Raw genomic sequence first — 14,169 nt, 5'->3', positions numbered from 1 at the left:
TCTATTCAAGGCGAAACACGTCCCGGACAATGGCAATCGCAGCGGCTACGGCAACCCCACGTTTCATGATCAATGAGGACATATGCTCAAATATTCCCCGTTATTTGAAAACAGGAAGGGTCCGACGATCATCTCGCCAGCGAGCGGACGGCACTCCCTGCTCGATGTCATCGTCCCGGAGATGCCGCATTACCGGCAGGAACTCAACGAACGTGGCGCCATCCTGTTACGTGGTTTCGATGTCTCGGAAGTCAAGCACTTCGATGCATTTGTCGAAGGTGTATCGCAACAGCAGTATCGATACGTCTATCGATCCACGCCGCGGACCGAGATCACCAACCGGGTATCGACGGCAACGAACTATCCGGCGCGCCTTGAAATTCCGATGCACAACGAGAGCGCATACCACACGACCTGGCCACTGTTGGTGGCGTTCTGCTGCATCGAAGCACCCGCCGAAGGAGGGCAGACACCGATCGCCCCCATGCGCGAGATCACCCGCAATATTGGCCCCGGCCTGCTTGAGCGACTGGAAGAAAAGGGGGTTGAATACATCCGTCATTACCACCCGAATATCGACCTTCCCTGGCAAACCGTATTCCAGACCGAAGATCGATCGCAGGTCGACGAGTACTGCGCTAGCAGTGGCATCGCTTCCCACTGGGGCGCCGACGGTTTGCTTCGCACCGCGAACCGAGCGCAGGGCACTGCGTTGCATCCGGTCACGTCAGAGAAAATATTCTTCAACCAGGCGCACCTGTTCCATGTTTCCAGCCTGGGGCGCGCGCAGGCCCAAGCCATGATGAACATGTTCGGCGCCGACAAGCTACCAAGGCATGCACGCTTCGGCGACGGCACGGAAATCTCCGAGCATGATCTGCAGAGAATCCAACAGGCGTTCTCCAGCGAGGCGCTCGTGTTTCATTGGCAACCAGGCGATGTCCTGCTGCTCGACAACATGACATTCGCGCACGGCCGCAAACCATACAAGGGATCGCGCGCCGTGTTCGCAGCGCTGATGGAGCCTAGTCGCTGAATCCACTGACCTACGCACGGGTGCGTGCCACGCTGTCGCCTCGCGTGCTGGTTGCAGCGGAAAAGTGGTGCGTTTGTATCCATGTCTATGCCAACGATGGATTGAGGAAGTGCAAGGGCAGGGCTGCTTCCAAGCCGATGTTCGCAGCTGGGCAGGGTCGGCAGACTACCAACTCGCATACACAGCCCTCCCCCTGCGACGAGCGAGCCACTGCCCCTGCCGACAGATTGCATCGAAGGTGGTGTTTGGGCGGTTCCGGAAGCGTGGTTTGAGATGTCCAGCACGCCGACCGCCTCAGATCCGCGCGAGGCTTCTTGCACTTGCATGACAGAGCAGGGCACGCGCTACGATCTGCCGCAGCCTATGTGCCGCACGCTTGCGCGCAATGGCGCTCCTTACAACCCTTACAAGGACGTGCGCCAGCAGCAACAGCAGCAGGTGCAAAACGGGCAGGTGGCCCATCAGAATCAGCCGCTCCAGCTGGATCTGTGATTGCTAGAGGCACACGTGAAGCAGGCAGCTTCCCCGAGTCGAAACCTTACGCTACTGCTACTAGCGTTCCGTCGACCACCGCTGATCTGTAGAGCATCAGCAGGGATCGTGCGGCAGCTGCACCCAGCATTTGACACGCGCTTGAAGCGGCGACCTTGTAAGCAACGCTCGCCGTCGCTTAATGGCCGTTGGGGGTCATATTCCCGAAAGTCTGGCGCTGACCATCGACTGCTGAACCGCCTTTCGTTTGGCGTTCCGCTTGCGGACCGAATCCCGGATGTCGCTGGCATTGGCATGCAACACCAATCCGAGCGCCAGCCAGCCCACGGCCCCGTGAGTTCCACATGGTTGGTGACGACGCGCCGATGCATATCTGCCGCGCAGCTGTTTGGGCGTTGCTCGCCAACGGGCCAGCATGGTGGGCGGCGGTCAATGTCGTAGGTATCAGTCATGCGGCGAGTTCCGTTTCGCGAGGGGAACGGTTGGGCAGGCAAGATCTGATCCAGAGCCAGATCCAGCGGAGCCGCGCCCGTGCCTCCCCAAGATCTTATTTCGCATAATGTATATTATGTCCAACTCGGTTCTGTGGCTTCATACGCGTGCCGCCTCCAACGCGGCCCTGAGTGTTGCCGGTGGTTGCTGCCACCGGCAAGAATTGCCCTGATAGGCAGTAAAAAACGGGTCAGCAGTCGGGTTACCGCCCGGCCCTGACCCGCACTCTTGCGCGGCTCCAGCCGCTAAGTGCAGAGCGGCGCATCCATGCGCCATACCCGCAGGGGCGCAGCCCCTGCACCCCACAAGCAGCCACACCGCGACTATCGCCGAGGCCGCTGCAATTCGGAACTGATCAACAGACACGGGCGCCGCGCTCAGGCTTGCTCTGCGCGCCGCAGGCGCGCACCCGCATGCCCAAGCGCCGCGCCCTGTACACGATGACCGTGACCGCCACGCCGCGCGATCAGCGATAGCTCACGCCGGTAGTAAGCGATGAAGGTGTCAGCGGTCTCAAGCATTGAGGCGAAATGGACCTTTTCCTCAACAGTTGTAGGACGTTCGGAGCGCATTTGCTCAATAACGTCGCGCATCTCATAAGCCCGAGCCAACGCCGACCGCAGGTATTCCGGATCCGATTGGCGTTTCACAGCACACCCCGGCATTTCGTGACGCGTCACGATTTAGGTCCACTCCGGATGGCAGTGCTTGGCCTTGCGACCACTGCCACATGGGCAATCCTCGTTCCGCCCAACCTTGGCCTGAGGACGCTTCACCGGAGTCACCACGGGATTTGCCGCTGATCGAGCCGGTGACCTGGACCCTTGTTTTGGAGGCGCTGCGTTGAATGGAGCCGACAGCTCCCTGCGTGTGCGCTTCACCTGTTCCGAAATGCAAAACAGGATGTACGCGTTCAGGCTGACGCCCAGAAGCTGCGCGTGAGCCTTGGCTTCTTCGACTACGTGCATCGGCAACCTGAGATTGAGCTTGTGGATGGCATCGTTCATGGCCCCATTGTGGCCCCATTATGGCCCCATCGCAAGAAAGTGCAGACACCAGCGAAAACCCTTGATACGACTGATTCTGAGGCTGAATTTCAGAAGGCGCGTATGCTTTGTTTAATAAAGGACAAGCCCAAGGCATCGCCGGCTTCGCCGTCGATGCCTGTTCGATGTCCTGCAGCTGGCGTTGCAACTGATCGCGCTGGCGAAGCAACGGCCCCATCATCTCGGCGCGGCGGAACAACAGAGACAGCCAGTCAAGATCCGTGGCTTTAATCTCACGCCCTTCAGCGGTCACCAAGTGGCCACGATGGTTGATGAAGCAGCTTCGCCAATCCGGGTGAATCAGATCGCCATGGCGGTACACCCGGAGGAGCTTGAAGGCGGCGTAGCTGGGCCTGGCCCTACCCGTCTCCCAATGGCCGATGGTGCGCAGGCTGACGCTGAGGAAGCGCGCAGCCTCTTCGCGAGTGAATCCACTGAAGACCCGAGCGTCGCGGAACTGTGTGTTGCTGATTATGGAACGATGCGCAGATTTGTATAACGACCCTTTGCGGGAAGCCTTTGCTGCGCTCTGTATATTATGTCCAACTCGGTTCTGTGGCTTCATACGCGTGCCGCCTCCAACGCGGCCCTGAGTGTTGCCGGTGGTTGCTGCCACCGGCAAGAATTGCCCTGATAGGCAGTAAAAAACGGGTCAGCAGTCGGGTTACCGCCCGGCCCTGACCCGCACTCTTGCGCGGCTCCAGCCGCTAAGTGCAGAGCGGCGCATCCATGCGCCATACCCGCAGGGGCGCAGCCCCTGCACCCCTAAGCAGCCACACCGCGACTATCGCCGAGGCCGCTGCAATTCGGAACTGATCAACAGACACGGGCGCCGCGCTCAGGCTTGCTCTGCGCGCCGCAGGCGCGCACCCGCATGCCCAAGCGCCGCGCCCTGTACACGATGACCGTGACCGCCACGCCGCGCGATCAGCGATAGCTCACGCCGGTAGTAAGCGATGAAGGTGTCAGCGGTCTCAAGCATTGAGGCGAAATGGACCTTTTCCTCAACAGTTGTAGGACGTTCGGAGCGCATTTGCTCAATAACGTCGCGCATCTCATAAGCCCGAGCCAACGCCGACCGCAGGTATTCCGGATCCGATTGGCGTTTCACAGCACACCCCGGCATTTCGTGACGCGTCACGATTTAGGTCCACTCCGGATGGCAGTGCTTGGCCTTGCGACCACTGCCACATGGGCAATCCTCGTTCCGCCCAACCTTGGCCTGAGGACGCTTCACCGGAGTCACCACGGGATTTGCCGCTGATCGAGCCGGTGACCTGGACCCTTGTTTTGGAGGCGCTGCGTTGAATGGAGCCGACAGCTCCCTGCGTGTGCGCTTCACCTGTTCCGAAATGCAAAACAGGATGTACGCGTTCAGGCTGACGCCCAGAAGCTGCGCGTGAGCCTTGGCTTCTTCGACTACGTGCATCGGCAACCTGAGATTGAGCTTGTGGATGGCATCGTTCATGGCCCCATTGTGGCCCCATTATGGCCCCATCGCAAGAAAGTGCAGACACCAGCGAAAACCCTTGATACGACTGATTCTGAGGCTGAATTTCAGAAGGCGCGTATGCTTTGTTTAATAAAGGACAAGCCCAAGGCATCGCCGGCTTCGCCGTCGATGCCTGTTCGATGTCCTGCAGCTGGCGTTGCAACTGATCGCGCTGGCGAAGCAACGGCCCCATCATCTCGGCGCGGCGGAACAACAGAGACAGCCAGTCAAGATCCGTGGCTTTAATCTCACGCCCTTCAGCGGTCACCAAGTGGCCACGATGGTTGATGAAGCAGCTTCGCCAATCCGGGTGAATCAGATCGCCATGGCGGTACACCCGGAGGAGCTTGAAGGCGGCGTAGCTGGGCCTGGCCCTACCCGTCTCCCAATGGCCGATGGTGCGCAGGCTGACGCTGAGGAAGCGCGCAGCCTCTTCGCGAGTGAATCCACTGAAGACCCGAGCGTCGCGGAACTGTGTGTTGCTGATTATGGAACGATGCGCAGATTTGTATAACGACCCTTTGCGGGAAGCCTTTGCTGCGCTCTGTATATTATGTCCAACTCGGTTCTGTGGCTTCATACGCGTGCCGCCTCCAACGCGGCCCTGAGTGTTGCCGGTGGTTGCTGCCACCGGCAAGAATTGCCCTGATAGGCAGTAAAAAACGGGTCAGCAGTCGGGTTACCGCCCGGCCCTGACCCGCACTCTTGCGCGGCTCCAGCCGCTAAGTGCAGAGCGGCGCATCCATGCGCCATACCCGCAGGGGCGCAGCCCCTGCACCCCTAAGCAGCCACACCGCGACTATCGCCGAGGCCGCTGCAATTCGGAACTGATCAACAGACACGGGCGCCGCGCTCAGGCTTGCTCTGCGCGCCGCAGGCGCGCACCCGCATGCCCAAGCGCCGCGCCCTGTACACGATGACCGTGACCGCCACGCCGCGCGATCAGCGATAGCTCACGCCGGTAGTAAGCGATGAAGGTGTCAGCGGTCTCAAGCATTGAGGCGAAATGGACCTTTTCCTCAACAGTTGTAGGACGTTCGGAGCGCATTTGCTCAATAACGTCGCGCATCTCATAAGCCCGAGCCAACGCCGACCGCAGGTATTCCGGATCCGATTGGCGTTTCACAGCACACCCCGGCATTTCGTGACGCGTCACGATTTAGGTCCACTCCGGATGGCAGTGCTTGGCCTTGCGACCACTGCCACATGGGCAATCCTCGTTCCGCCCAACCTTGGCCTGAGGACGCTTCACCGGAGTCACCACGGGATTTGCCGCTGATCGAGCCGGTGACCTGGACCCTTGTTTTGGAGGCGCTGCGTTGAATGGAGCCGACAGCTCCCTGCGTGTGCGCTTCACCTGTTCCGAAATGCAAAACAGGATGTACGCGTTCAGGCTGACGCCCAGAAGCTGCGCGTGAGCCTTGGCTTCTTCGACTACGTGCATCGGCAACCTGAGATTGAGCTTGTGGATGGCATCGTTCATGGCCCCATTGTGGCCCCATTATGGCCCCATCGCAAGAAAGTGCAGACACCAGCGAAAACCCTTGATACGACTGATTCTGAGGCTGAATTTCAGAAGGCGCGTATGCTTTGTTTAATAAAGGACAAGCCCAAGGCATCGCCGGCTTCGCCGTCGATGCCTGTTCGATGTCCTGCAGCTGGCGTTGCAACTGATCGCGCTGGCGAAGCAACGGCCCCATCATCTCGGCGCGGCGGAACAACAGAGACAGCCAGTCAAGATCCGTGGCTTTAATCTCACGCCCTTCAGCGGTCACCAAGTGGCCACGATGGTTGATGAAGCAGCTTCGCCAATCCGGGTGAATCAGATCGCCATGGCGGTACACCCGGAGGAGCTTGAAGGCGGCGTAGCTGGGCCTGGCCCTACCCGTCTCCCAATGGCCGATGGTGCGCAGGCTGACGCTGAGGAAGCGCGCAGCCTCTTCGCGAGTGAATCCACTGAAGACCCGAGCGTCGCGGAACTGTGTGTTGCTGATTATGGAACGATGCGCAGATTTGTATAACGACCCTTTGCGGGAAGCCTTTGCTGCGCTCTGTATATTATGTCCAACTCGGTTCTGTGGCTTCATACGCGTGCCGCCTCCAACGCGGCCCTGAGTGTTGCCGGTGGTTGCTGCCACCGGCAAGAATTGCCCTGATAGGCAGTAAAAAACGGGTCAGCAGTCGGGTTACCGCCCGGCCCTGACCCGCACTCTTGCGCGGCTCCAGCCGCTAAGTGCAGAGCGGCGCATCCATGCGCCATACCCGCAGGGGCGCAGCCCCTGCACCCCACAAGCAGCCACACCGCGACTATCGCCGAGGCCGCTGCAATTCGGAACTGATCAACAGACACGGGCGCCGCGCTCAGGCTTGCTCTGCGCGCCGCAGGCGCGCACCCGCATGCCCAAGCGCCGCGCCCTGTACACGATGACCGTGACCGCCACGCCGCGCGATCAGCGATAGCTCACGCCGGTAGTAAGCGATGAAGGTGTCAGCGGTCTCAAGCATTGAGGCGAAATGGACCTTTTCCTCAACAGTTGTAGGACGTTCGGAGCGCATTTGCTCAATAACGTCGCGCATCTCATAAGCCCGAGCCAACGCCGACCGCAGGTATTCCGGATCCGATTGGCGTTTCACAGCACACCCCGGCATTTCGTGACGCGTCACGATTTAGGTCCACTCCGGATGGCAGTGCTTGGCCTTGCGACCACTGCCACATGGGCAATCCTCGTTCCGCCCAACCTTGGCCTGAGGACGCTTCACCGGAGTCACCACGGGATTTGCCGCTGATCGAGCCGGTGACCTGGACCCTTGTTTTGGAGGCGCTGCGTTGAATGGAGCCGACAGCTCCCTGCGTGTGCGCTTCACCTGTTCCGAAATGCAAAACAGGATGTACGCGTTCAGGCTGACGCCCAGAAGCTGCGCGTGAGCCTTGGCTTCTTCGACTACGTGCATCGGCAACCTGAGATTGAGCTTGTGGATGGCATCGTTCATGGCCCCATTGTGGCCCCATTATGGCCCCATCGCAAGAAAGTGCAGACACCAGCGAAAACCCTTGATACGACTGATTCTGAGGCTGAATTTCAGAAGGCGCGTATGCTTTGTTTAATAAAGGACAAGCCCAAGGCATCGCCGGCTTCGCCGTCGATGCCTGTTCGATGTCCTGCAGCTGGCGTTGCAACTGATCGCGCTGGCGAAGCAACGGCCCCATCATCTCGGCGCGGCGGAACAACAGAGACAGCCAGTCAAGATCCGTGGCTTTAATCTCACGCCCTTCAGCGGTCACCAAGTGGCCACGATGGTTGATGAAGCAGCTTCGCCAATCCGGGTGAATCAGATCGCCATGGCGGTACACCCGGAGGAGCTTGAAGGCGGCGTAGCTGGGCCTGGCCCTACCCGTCTCCCAATGGCCGATGGTGCGCAGGCTGACGCTGAGGAAGCGCGCAGCCTCTTCGCGAGTGAATCCACTGAAGACCCGAGCGTCGCGGAACTGTGTGTTGCTGATTATGGAACGATGCGCAGATTTGTATAACGACCCTTTGCGGGAAGCCTTTGCTGCGCTCTGTATATTATGTCCAGATACGCGCAAATGTTAGCGACAAACCCCGCTGAGTTGTCGACTGCCTATACGATCAACTGGACGGCTACTATCTCCGGGTATTCGACCTCTTCGTCGTGCGTGCCTTCATTGAGCACTTTCCAGGCCAAGTTGCTTTCTGGAACTTGCAACAGCTCGACAAAGGCATATCGCCTCGCTATCCAGGTGTTCCTATCGGCCGCGCTTGCTGAACGCTTAGAGCTACAGCCTTGGCTAGCTTCCAATGAAGTCTCTAAGCTCAGGCTCACCATTTGGACCTCGCAGCAACAACGAAAGTCCTGACAATTCCTGATCCTGGTTCGGACGCGGATATGCGTTGCGCACGGTCACACTCCCCAATCGGCGGCGCTGGTATCTGACTCCTGGCTCGATCTTATCTATCAAGGCGCTGCATAACCTCATCGACCTGCCCCCGCTAATGCCTCCGAATACCCGGGGTTTTTGCTGGGATCAGGCGCGCGGCGACACCCTCAGGCGATACGCACGCTTGCTGCAATCCAGCGCCGCCCGCCTCAGCCAGCGATCGTAAACACCGAGCCCGAATCCACGCGCACGCCGGCTCCGTTGATGAAGCTGGCGCGCTCCGAGCACAGGAACGCGACGACCGAGGCCACTTCTTCTGGCCGTCCGCGCCGTTTGAGCACCATGCCGGGGCGCTCTTCGTCCAGGAACGAGGAGATCGCTTCTTCGACACTGGTTCCGTTCTCCTGTGCGCGTTTTTGCATCATCTTGTCGGTCATCGGCGTTGCAATGAACGCAGGCGACACCGTGTTGACCAATACATTGTCGGCGCCATAGGCCTTGGACAGCCCCTTGGCCAGGCTCAGGATGCCTGCCTTGGACGCGCAATAGGCCAACTCATCCACGTACGGCTGTACTGCATCTTCGGACGCGAACAACACAATCCGCCCCCACTGCTTGCGACGCATGGCGGGAATGGCCTGGCGGCACATGCGCACCGCGCCCATCAGGTTGATATCCAAGGTTTCGAGCCAGCCGGCATCGCTGACCTCCAGGAAATCGCCGGTGGCGCCGGTAACGCCAGCGGCATTGATATAGATATCCGGTTCACCCAGCTGCGCACGCACCTGGCTCCAGATGTGAGTGACGTCTTGTTCCTGCGTCACATCGCCTTCGATGGCGATGATCTCTCCCAAGCCAGACAACTCGGCCAACGCCTGATCGAGCGTGCCGTTGGGAAGATCGGTGATCGCCACACGGACGCCTGCTTCGAGCAGCTGGCGTGCGGTCTCCTTGCCCATGCCTGAGTCGCCGCCGCTGATGAGGGCAATACGTTGTTTGATTCCGAGATCCATGTTGAGCTCCTGGTCGTTGAATAACGTGGCAGCGCAGGTACCGCTAGCGCGCGAGAAAACGTTCTGCGGTGCGCAGCGCGAGGGCCATTTGGGTCAGCGCCGGATTGGCCGCCAATGCACTGGGGAATACCGAGTTGTCGCAGATGTAGAGATTCGGCACATCGAAGGCGCGGCCATCGGGATCGACCACGGCCTGTGGGGGATCGGTACCCATTCGGCAGGTGCCGAGCGTGTGCGCCGAACGTGCAGCCGCAAAGATGTTGCGGGCGCCAGCGGCTTGCCAGATCGCCTGAAGCCGTGCGCGCGCATGGGCATCGATGGCCTGCTCGTTCGGCCCGTAGCTGAAATCGATGCGCGCCTTGCGCTGCCCGAAGGCATCCCGTTCGTCCGACAAGACCAGACGATTGGCGTCGTGCGGCAGGCATTCGCCATTGATGCCGATACCGGCCAAACGGTTGTAGCGCAGCATGGTGTCGACCAGTTCCCTGCCCCACAGGCCGGCACCGCGCGCCAGCGTGTTGGCCAGCGTAATCGGCTGCACGCCCAGGCTTTGCACCAGATAGCCGCCGACGAAGTCGGCATCGGCCGGACGTAGCATGTCCTCGGTAATGAGCGAGGATGGGTAGCCGCGGTTCATGCGCATGTCCGCGTCGAACTCCCCCCACACCTGGGTCGCCACATGCGCCATGAAATTGCGGCCCACTTGGCCGCTGGAGTTGGCCAGCCCCAGATTGAGCAACAAGCGCGGCGTCTCCACCCCGCCCGCGCACAGGAAGACAGTGCTGCAACGCTGGCGATACTCCTGCCCATGCTGGTGGTAGATGACGGCGATGACCTTGCCGCTGGCATCGCGCTCGAGATCGATCACCCGGCTGTCGGGACGCAGCTGCGCACCATGCGCCCTGGCCAGCGGAAGCCATGTAGTATCCACGCTCACCTTGGCGGCGTTACTGCACCCCTGGTGACAGGCACCACAGTTGTTGCATGCCGCACGCTGACCCCAATGCGGCTGCTGGTGAGGCCTGGTGACCAACGCAGCGGGGGCATCGGCTGTGCGAATGCCGAGGGCGCCGCAACCGCGCTCCATGGCTGCGGCCGACGCATTGCGTTGCGGTGGCGGATACGCATAGCTGCGCTCGGTGTCCCATGGATAATGCGCGGGGCCGCAGACGCCGATAAAGGTCTCCACACGACGAATATAAGACAGCACCTCCTCGTGCGGGATGGGCCAATCGGCGCCATGGCCGGTCTGGGTCAGAAGGCTCAGATCGCGCTTGTCCGGCCGCGGGCAGAAGGCACCCCAATGCAGGGTGGAACCGCCAAGTCCGGAACCCGAATTGTTCGGTCCGAACGCAGTGGGCGTCTGCCCACCGCTCAGACGTTCGTCCATCCAGTAGATGCCGGTGGTCAGCTCATCGGGGATGTGGGATTCCGGCATCACTGCCGCGCCGGCTTCCAGCACGACCACCGAGACGCCGGCCTGCGCAAGCCGTGCCGCCAGTGGGCCGCCGCCCGCTCCGCTGCCGACCACCACCACATCGACGCTGTCCTGGTTGCCGGCTGCGCTCATCGCGCAGCTCCGGGGGCATGCAGCTGCCAGCGTTCATGCCGATCTGCTGCCGTTTCTGCATAGCCTAGCCGACCGTTGCCGGTGTCGTTGCCGACTGCAAAACCGTCATAGCCCAACGCGGCCATGGTGGCAGGAAGGCTGGTCCAGGTGCGCACCACGTCGGCGCGGACATCCTCGAACCAATGCGCCAGCTGTGTGGCATCCAGGCCATGACCCGACGTGTCGCGTACCGACGCGTGCGCAACATCCTGCAGCCAACGGTCCTGGCTCTGCGTCGAGTGTTCGACAAAGCCGCCGGCCAGCGCGTCGAGCGTGTCCAGCCCCAGCGGTAGTGCCAGGCGATCTTCTGGCAAGTCTGCGTGCCGCCAGCCATCTCCCGCGCCTTCTGCAAGCTGCATGTCGATCCGCCGCGCAATCTGCCGCGCATCGCCCGCACCATCCAGAACGCGTGCGGTCACCGCTGCGAGCACGTCCAGCTGGCGAAGGTTCAACACGCACTTGCCCGTGGCAGGCGGATCCATGTGCCGCGCGAGTAACGTCATCCGCATGCGCGGCGCCACGCGCTCGGAGTTCAGCAAGGCAATGAAGTCCCCGGGCAGGCAGTGCTCCATGCAGCGGTCCACATGCGCGGCGATCAACTGTGCCAGCGCCCGCGGCTGCTCATAGGGAATCAGATGCGCAGCGTCGGCCACGATGGCAAGCTGCGCATGTGCATAGTGCGGCGCATTCAAGCGCCGCTGCGCGGCCTCACCCAGATCGCCATCCTGGCCACCGGCGACGATCAATGCCGGCACGCCGATGCATCCGGCCTGCGCGGTACAGTCTTCGCAACTGCCCCGTGTGAGCCATGCAATCCATGCACTGGGCGCGGTGCGCAGGACGTCGTTGATCGCCGCATCCCTGAGTTGGTCCGGCAACCTGGAAGCGCAGTTGGCATCCACGAATTGGCCTGCCTCGGCGCGCGTCGGCCGCCCTGTTTCGAACCAGGCAAGCATCGTGCGCCGTCGCGATTCGTCCATGGGTTCAACAGCCGGGGGCGATGCGGCAACGAGCACCACCCCCGCCAGACCGGCAAGGCCTGCCACACCATCGCGCGCCCGCGCTGCGGTCAGCGTGGCGATCTTTCCTCCCATGCTGTGCCCCACCGCGAACCAGCAGGCCGGTTGCCGCTGGATGACTTCAGCGCTGAACCAGTCAACGAGCGCATGCGTGTCGCACTGCTCCAGCGCAGACGCATCGCCGAATCCTGGGATGTCCAGCGCAACACAGTCGAAGCGTTCACCGAACTGCGCGATCACATGGCTCCACTCATGCCGGCTGCCCCCGAGGGCATGCAGGAAAAACAACGTTGGCTTGGCCATGTCATACCTTGGGCTGTCAGCGAGGCATGGTGGCGCACGCTTCGTCCACGCCTCGTGCAGATCAGGTCGATAGCCGGTCACGTGGTGGTAAATGGTGTTTCATGGGATGCCGTCGTTCAATGGCAGCTATGCAGAACGCAGCAAACACGCGTCGGTTGAAGGACATCCGCTAGCGCATCAGAAACGTGCGGCATTGGCGCCGACATCATCTTCAAAGATGATGCGCCCTGGCTACGCCACCAGCGAGACAGGCACACAGTGAAGACAGCGCGATGTTTGTTTAGATGGCGAAACCGGACTCAACCGTTTTTAAAGCAGCGGTGTAAACGTGTTGATACAAACCATCGACTGCTCGACGACGTGGCCTGCCCTATCATCTGGAAGACGTCGGCACAGGCCTGCAGTGTTGCAAGGCCATCAACATTCAATTCAAGATGTCATCGATCGGCCTTGGTACGACCTGCGCTTGCGTCTCGTAAGAGCCGGACTCCTCATGCCATCGACTATGTGCCCACGCCTTCCAAACAGACCGGGCAGCATGGCGCTAGATCGCTACCTTCTTCCCGTATCGCGCTCACTTTTTCCCGCTCGCCGTCGCGTTGTGAGAAGCCCACAGATCGTGGCTTGGTGCTTTGAAGCGGCATAAAGCCAGAAAATTCCGCGTGGTGGCGATTGGCCAGGTCATCCAGTTCGGCCTGCGCGACGTGGACCTGAAACGGTGCAATAACCTCAGTCATCTCACACCTCCGGTGCATAGGTTTTCGCCAACGTCTGGCGGGCGGTCTGCCACGCGCGCGCACCGTAACGATCGTTATCCAGTTGGATCAACGTGCCGCGCCCACTCATCATGTCGCGCAGATATTGCATGCCCTGCCAGGGAGGGAATGGGTCATCGCTGACCGGCGTCAGTGCCCGCACGATGCGGATGATCGCCGACATCGTCTTGAGTCCGCCCGGCCTGAGCGTGCGATACCGCTCGCCGGTGACCTGGGTAAGCAGGTGCGCAATGTCGTTCGGCGAAATGCTGTTGCCGGCAATCCGGAGATCACGCGGGGAATCGGGATCCAGCGCCGCAGCGGCCGTGTAGCCGGCGACATCATCTTTGGCAGTGAAGTCGAGCTTCTGATTCGCATCGCCAAAATGCAGTACGCGGCGGCCTGGTACGACCAGTCGTGCACTGCCCTCAAGCAGTTCCAGAAAGCCCCCACACAGAACCGATGTGGCCGCGATTGGCGTGGCATCCAGCTGGTTTCTGAACCGGCGCCGGAGGTCCAGATTGCGATTGTGGCCTGGCTGCGTCGTCGTGTAGTCAAGCGAGAAATCGGACGGGATGAAACGAGGGACACCCGCAGCAACTGCTGCATGCAACAGCTTTCCCTGTTGACCCAGCATGACGTCTTCCAAGCCGTTGAGCGCGGAAACAACACAGGCCGCACCCTTGATCGCTTCGCGCAGCCGTTCGGCGTCGTCAAGCTCGACACGCTGAATCTGGATGCCCTGCTCTTCCAATGCCGCAACACGGCGCGTGTTTGCCCCGCGCCGCACCAGCGCAATTACTGAGGCGTCCTGATCTTTCAGGGCAACTGCGATCCGATAACCCAGATCGCCGGTGGCTCCTGCAACAACGATCTGCGAACTCACATCTGTGGTCACCACATGCTTCTCACTTGAGTCTTCGTATGCCGAAAGCGGCGGGCGGTCAACGCAACAGAAGGCACCAGCGTCCTGCCACATCAGCTGTTGGGCGTCGTGCTGGCGATGGAAATCAT

15 protein-coding genes and 4 pseudogenes are annotated in these 14,169 nt (G+C 60.9%); 2 read left to right on the top strand and 17 right to left on the bottom strand.

Annotated features, from left to right (window positions below):
* Positions 1-82: 82 nt before the first annotated feature.
* Both M0D43_RS21920 and M0D43_RS21915 read left to right on the top strand, forming a co-directional pair.
* The gene (locus tag M0D43_RS21920; RefSeq protein ID WP_252163041.1) at positions 83-1,036 is read left to right on the top strand and encodes a TauD/TfdA family dioxygenase; all 954 of its coding nucleotides are present in this window, start codon (positions 83-85) and stop codon (positions 1,034-1,036) included.
* Between the two features lie 273 nt (positions 1,037-1,309).
* The gene (locus M0D43_RS21915; RefSeq protein WP_252163040.1) at positions 1,310-1,528 is read left to right on the top strand and encodes a hypothetical protein; all 219 of its coding nucleotides are present in this window, start codon (positions 1,310-1,312) and stop codon (positions 1,526-1,528) included.
* Positions 1,529-2,397: 869 nt separating this feature from the next.
* On the opposite strand, the gene M0D43_RS21910 is transcribed toward M0D43_RS21915, so the two are convergent.
* The 17 genes and pseudogenes from M0D43_RS21910 to M0D43_RS21830 form a co-directional block, all read right to left on the bottom strand.
* Positions 2,398-2,700 carry a hypothetical protein gene (locus tag M0D43_RS21910; RefSeq protein WP_260807627.1) on the bottom strand — a complete coding sequence of 101 codons (303 nt, stop codon included), beginning with the start codon at positions 2,698-2,700 and terminating at the stop codon, positions 2,398-2,400.
* A 3-nt stretch (positions 2,701-2,703) separates the two neighbouring features.
* A complete protein-coding gene (locus tag M0D43_RS21905) occupies positions 2,704-3,027 on the bottom strand; it encodes an SEC-C metal-binding domain-containing protein (RefSeq protein WP_252163038.1) in 324 nt (107 codons plus the stop codon).
* Between the two features lie 247 nt (positions 3,028-3,274).
* Positions 3,275-3,631, bottom strand: a pseudogene (locus M0D43_RS22240) (helix-turn-helix domain-containing protein); the annotation flags it as partial.
* A gap of 273 nt (positions 3,632-3,904) precedes the next feature.
* Positions 3,905-4,207: a hypothetical protein gene (locus tag M0D43_RS21895; RefSeq protein ID WP_260807627.1), complete on the bottom strand. Its 303-nt coding sequence runs from the start codon at positions 4,205-4,207 to the stop codon at positions 3,905-3,907.
* A gap of 3 nt (positions 4,208-4,210) precedes the next feature.
* Positions 4,211-4,534 (bottom strand): SEC-C metal-binding domain-containing protein, encoded by a 324-nt coding sequence (locus tag M0D43_RS21890; protein ID WP_252163038.1) that lies wholly within the window; start codon positions 4,532-4,534, stop codon positions 4,211-4,213.
* Between the two features lie 247 nt (positions 4,535-4,781).
* Positions 4,782-5,138, bottom strand: a pseudogene (locus M0D43_RS22235) (helix-turn-helix domain-containing protein); the annotation flags it as partial.
* Positions 5,139-5,411: 273 nt separating this feature from the next.
* Positions 5,412-5,714, bottom strand: a complete 303-nt coding sequence (locus tag M0D43_RS21880; protein WP_260807627.1) for a hypothetical protein — start codon at positions 5,712-5,714, stop codon at positions 5,412-5,414.
* 3 nt (positions 5,715-5,717) lie between these two features.
* The gene (locus tag M0D43_RS21875) at positions 5,718-6,041 is read right to left on the bottom strand and encodes an SEC-C metal-binding domain-containing protein (RefSeq protein ID WP_252163038.1); all 324 of its coding nucleotides are present in this window, start codon (positions 6,039-6,041) and stop codon (positions 5,718-5,720) included.
* Positions 6,042-6,288: 247 nt separating this feature from the next.
* Positions 6,289-6,645, bottom strand: a pseudogene (locus M0D43_RS22230) (helix-turn-helix domain-containing protein); the annotation flags it as partial.
* A gap of 274 nt (positions 6,646-6,919) precedes the next feature.
* Positions 6,920-7,222 carry a hypothetical protein gene (locus M0D43_RS21865; RefSeq protein ID WP_260807627.1) on the bottom strand — a complete coding sequence of 101 codons (303 nt, stop codon included), beginning with the start codon at positions 7,220-7,222 and terminating at the stop codon, positions 6,920-6,922.
* Positions 7,223-7,225: 3 nt separating this feature from the next.
* The gene (locus tag M0D43_RS21860) at positions 7,226-7,549 is read right to left on the bottom strand and encodes an SEC-C metal-binding domain-containing protein (RefSeq protein WP_252163038.1); all 324 of its coding nucleotides are present in this window, start codon (positions 7,547-7,549) and stop codon (positions 7,226-7,228) included.
* 247 nt (positions 7,550-7,796) lie between these two features.
* A pseudogene (locus tag M0D43_RS22225) lies at positions 7,797-8,144 on the bottom strand (helix-turn-helix domain-containing protein); the annotation flags it as partial.
* Positions 8,145-8,665: 521 nt separating this feature from the next.
* Positions 8,666-9,469, bottom strand: a complete 804-nt coding sequence (locus M0D43_RS21850; protein WP_252163036.1) for an SDR family NAD(P)-dependent oxidoreductase — start codon at positions 9,467-9,469, stop codon at positions 8,666-8,668.
* A 43-nt stretch (positions 9,470-9,512) separates the two neighbouring features.
* Positions 9,513-11,039, bottom strand: coding sequence for a GMC family oxidoreductase (locus tag M0D43_RS21845; protein WP_260807625.1), 1,527 nt, complete (start codon positions 11,037-11,039; stop codon positions 9,513-9,515).
* Positions 11,036-12,400, bottom strand: coding sequence for an alpha/beta hydrolase (locus tag M0D43_RS21840; RefSeq protein WP_252163035.1), 1,365 nt, complete (start codon positions 12,398-12,400; stop codon positions 11,036-11,038). The genes M0D43_RS21845 and M0D43_RS21840 overlap by 4 nt, the downstream gene beginning before the upstream one ends.
* 503 nt (positions 12,401-12,903) lie before the next feature.
* Positions 12,904-13,137 carry a hypothetical protein gene (locus M0D43_RS21835; RefSeq protein WP_252163034.1) on the bottom strand — a complete coding sequence of 78 codons (234 nt, stop codon included), beginning with the start codon at positions 13,135-13,137 and terminating at the stop codon, positions 12,904-12,906.
* Position 13,138: 1 nt separating this feature from the next.
* Positions 13,139-14,053 carry an NmrA family NAD(P)-binding protein gene (locus tag M0D43_RS21830; RefSeq protein WP_252163033.1) on the bottom strand — a complete coding sequence of 305 codons (915 nt, stop codon included), beginning with the start codon at positions 14,051-14,053 and terminating at the stop codon, positions 13,139-13,141.
* Positions 14,054-14,169: the final 116 nt, after the last annotated feature.

Source organism: Xanthomonas prunicola, from assembly GCF_025266575.1.
Lineage (GTDB): Bacteria > Pseudomonadota > Gammaproteobacteria > Xanthomonadales > Xanthomonadaceae > Xanthomonas > Xanthomonas prunicola.
Note: the sequence above shows the minus strand (reverse complement) of the source record. Positions and strands in the feature narration are given on the sequence as shown.

What these genes read in the sequence shown, in the direction of transcription:
- M0D43_RS21850 (WP_252163036.1), bottom strand. Translation starts at nt 9,469, where the DNA reads ATGGATCTCGGAATCAAACAACGTATTGCCCTCATCAGCGGCGGCGAC.
- M0D43_RS21840 (WP_252163035.1), bottom strand. Translation starts at nt 12,400, where the DNA reads ATGGCCAAGCCAACGTTGTTTTTCCTGCATGCCCTCGGGGGCAGCCGG.
- M0D43_RS21845 (WP_260807625.1), bottom strand. Translation starts at nt 11,039, where the DNA reads ATGAGCGCAGCCGGCAACCAGGACAGCGTCGATGTGGTGGTGGTCGGC.
- M0D43_RS21860 (WP_252163038.1), bottom strand. Translation starts at nt 7,549, where the DNA reads ATGAACGATGCCATCCACAAGCTCAATCTCAGGTTGCCGATGCACGTA.
- M0D43_RS21920 (WP_252163041.1), top strand. Translation starts at nt 83, where the DNA reads ATGCTCAAATATTCCCCGTTATTTGAAAACAGGAAGGGTCCGACGATC.
- M0D43_RS21905 (WP_252163038.1), bottom strand. Translation starts at nt 3,027, where the DNA reads ATGAACGATGCCATCCACAAGCTCAATCTCAGGTTGCCGATGCACGTA.
- M0D43_RS21835 (WP_252163034.1), bottom strand. Translation starts at nt 13,137, where the DNA reads ATGACTGAGGTTATTGCACCGTTTCAGGTCCACGTCGCGCAGGCCGAA.
- M0D43_RS21875 (WP_252163038.1), bottom strand. Translation starts at nt 6,041, where the DNA reads ATGAACGATGCCATCCACAAGCTCAATCTCAGGTTGCCGATGCACGTA.
- M0D43_RS21890 (WP_252163038.1), bottom strand. Translation starts at nt 4,534, where the DNA reads ATGAACGATGCCATCCACAAGCTCAATCTCAGGTTGCCGATGCACGTA.
- M0D43_RS21915 (WP_252163040.1), top strand. Translation starts at nt 1,310, where the DNA reads ATGTCCAGCACGCCGACCGCCTCAGATCCGCGCGAGGCTTCTTGCACT.